At 71.4% G+C, this 2,101-nt stretch carries 2 protein-coding genes and 1 pseudogene; all 3 read right to left on the bottom strand.

Features of this window, described 5'->3' with window-relative positions; genetic code table 11:
* Nucleotides 1–218: 218 nt before the first annotated feature.
* The gene (gene purU / locus H5J30_RS29260) at nt 219–1,067 is read right to left on the bottom strand and encodes a formyltetrahydrofolate deformylase (RefSeq protein ID WP_181790285.1); all 849 of its coding nucleotides are present in this window, start codon (nt 1,065–1,067) and stop codon (nt 219–221) included.
* Between the two features lie 21 nt (nt 1,068–1,088).
* Nucleotides 1,089–1,535 carry an SCO4402 family protein gene (locus tag H5J30_RS29255; RefSeq protein ID WP_181790284.1) on the bottom strand — a complete coding sequence of 149 codons (447 nt, stop codon included), beginning with the start codon at nt 1,533–1,535 and terminating at the stop codon, nt 1,089–1,091.
* An 80-nt stretch (nt 1,536–1,615) separates the two neighbouring features.
* A pseudogene (locus H5J30_RS29250) lies at nt 1,616–2,101 on the bottom strand (hypothetical protein); the annotation flags it as partial.

Raw genomic sequence — 2,101 nt, 5'->3', positions numbered from 1 at the left:
CCGGCTGGCGGCGGGGCACGTGTCGCCCGAGGAGGCGGCGGTGGGACGCGACGGGGAGCGCGAGGCCGTGGACGACTTCCTGTACGCGACGGCGTCGCTGTCGCGGCTGTAGGAAGCCGCGGGCAGTGCGGGGGCCGCCGCCGGGCGCCGTGCGGGCGCAGAGGACGCTCAGGAGCGGCTGCGGGGGCGTAGGAGCCCTGCCGGCCGCGCAGCAGCGGCTACGCGAACACCACCGTGCGCGTGCCGTTCAGCAGCACCCTGTGCTCGCTGTGCCACTTCACCGCCCGCGCCAGCGCCTGGCACTCCACGTCCCGGCCGACCGCCACCAGCCGCTCCGGCGTCACCTCGTGCCCGACCCGCTCGACCTCCTGCTCGATGATCGGGCCCTCGTCGAGATCCGCGGTCACATAGTGCGCGGTGGCGCCGATCAGCTTGACCCCGCGCGCGTGCGCCTGGTGGTACGGCTTCGCGCCCTTGAAGCTCGGCAGGAAGGAGTGGTGGATGTTGATGATCCGCCCCTCCAGCTGCTTGCAGAGGTCGTCGGAGATCACCTGCATGTAGCGCGCGAGCACCACCAGCTCGACGTCCTCGGCCCGGACCAGCTGCAGCAGCCGCTGCTCCGCCTCCGCCTTGGTGTCCTTGGTGACCGGCAGGTGGTGGAACGGCACGCCGTAGGAGCCTGCCAGCTCCTCGAAGTCGGTGTGGTTGGAGACCACGGCGGCGACCTCCACCGGCAGCGCGCCGCTGCGGGCGCGGAACAGCAGGTCGTTCAGGCAGTGCCCGAACTTGCTGACCATGAGGAGCACCCGCATCTTCTTGCCCTGCTCGTGGATCTGCCAGTCCATCGCCCACGACTCCGCCACCGCCGCGAAGCTGGCCCGCAGCTTCTCGACGTTCGCCTGCGCCTCGGCGGAGAAGTGCACCCGCATGAAGAACAGGCCGGTGGTGGGGTCGCCGTACTGCTGGCTGTCCTCGATGTTGCAGTCCGTCATGAACAGATAACTGGAGACTGCATGCACGATGCCCTTTTTGTCCGGGCAGGACAGCGTCAGTACGTACTCGCTCATGGGCCCACGATCCCACACCCGTCAGGCGGTGCCCGTCATGATCGCCAGCACCTCCAGGGAGCGCGGCGGGGTGTCGGGGTCGTCGCCGTCGCTCTCCGCGAGCCGCACGTGCGCCTCCCGCGCCGCGCGCACGGCCTCGGGCCAGGCGTGGTTCTCCATGTACGCGGAGACCGGCGAGTCCGCGCCGACCTGGTGCATGATGCGCAGCACCCGCAGCACGGCGACGTCGACGAGCGCGGCCTCGCGGGAGTCGCGGAAGATCGTCCCGACGTACTTCTCCGCCGACCAGTTGTCCAGCCAGGTGTCCTCGACGAGGCGGTAGACGGCGTCGGTGACGTCCCCGTACCCCGCCGTCCCCGCCGCCCAGTACTCCCGCTGGAAATCCTGGTCGGAGAGCATGTGCAGCGCGGAGCGCACATTGGCGCGCCAGCGCCACCACGGCATGTCGTTGATGGGCATGGGCACCATGGTGGAGTAACGGCGGTCGCGGCGGGAAGCCCTTTCACCGACGGGACCGCCGGCGTCCCTCCCGGTGCCGTCCGCGGGACTCACAGCTGCGTCGCCTGGCGCTGCGTGAGGCCGTACTTCTCCGCGATCGGGTTCCAGAGCCCGGCGGCCTCCTCCTTGGCGGTGGTGGCGTCGCCGCTGGCGCTGTTGCCCGCCGACAGGTGGTTCCCGCCGCCACCGCAGCCCCGGCCGCGCTTGGCGGCGTCGGCCCAGGCGGCGTAGTGGTCGTCGGCGGAGGCACTGGCGTTCCAGGCGTCGGTCAGCGAGCGCGTCAGGTCGGCGTTCGACGGGAGCTTGTCGACGCTCAGGTCCGAGAGCCGGGCGACCAGGTCGCGGCGCTGGCCGGCCGCGTCGCGCAGGTCCTTGGCGGCCTTGCCGAGGGCCTTGCACTGGCGGATGTTCTCCACCGAGCCGATGACCGCGTCGCGGCTGTTGTTGCTCTCCGCGAGCAGCGCGTCCAGCTCCTCGGCCTGCGCCTGGGCGGGGTCGTCCTTGACGGGCTTCTCGCCGCCGTCGCCGCCGTCGTC

The organism is Streptomyces phytophilus (assembly GCF_013870535.1).
GTDB lineage: Bacteria > Actinomycetota > Actinomycetes > Streptomycetales > Streptomycetaceae > Streptomyces > Streptomyces phytophilus.
The sequence above is the reverse complement of the archived record's forward strand: the minus strand, read 5'-3'. Positions and strand labels throughout refer to the sequence as shown.

What these genes read in the sequence shown, in the direction of transcription:
- purU (WP_181790285.1), bottom strand. Translation starts at nt 1,067, where the DNA reads ATGAGCGAGTACGTACTGACGCTGTCCTGCCCGGACAAAAAGGGCATC.
- H5J30_RS29255 (WP_181790284.1), bottom strand. Translation starts at nt 1,535, where the DNA reads ATGGTGCCCATGCCCATCAACGACATGCCGTGGTGGCGCTGGCGCGCC.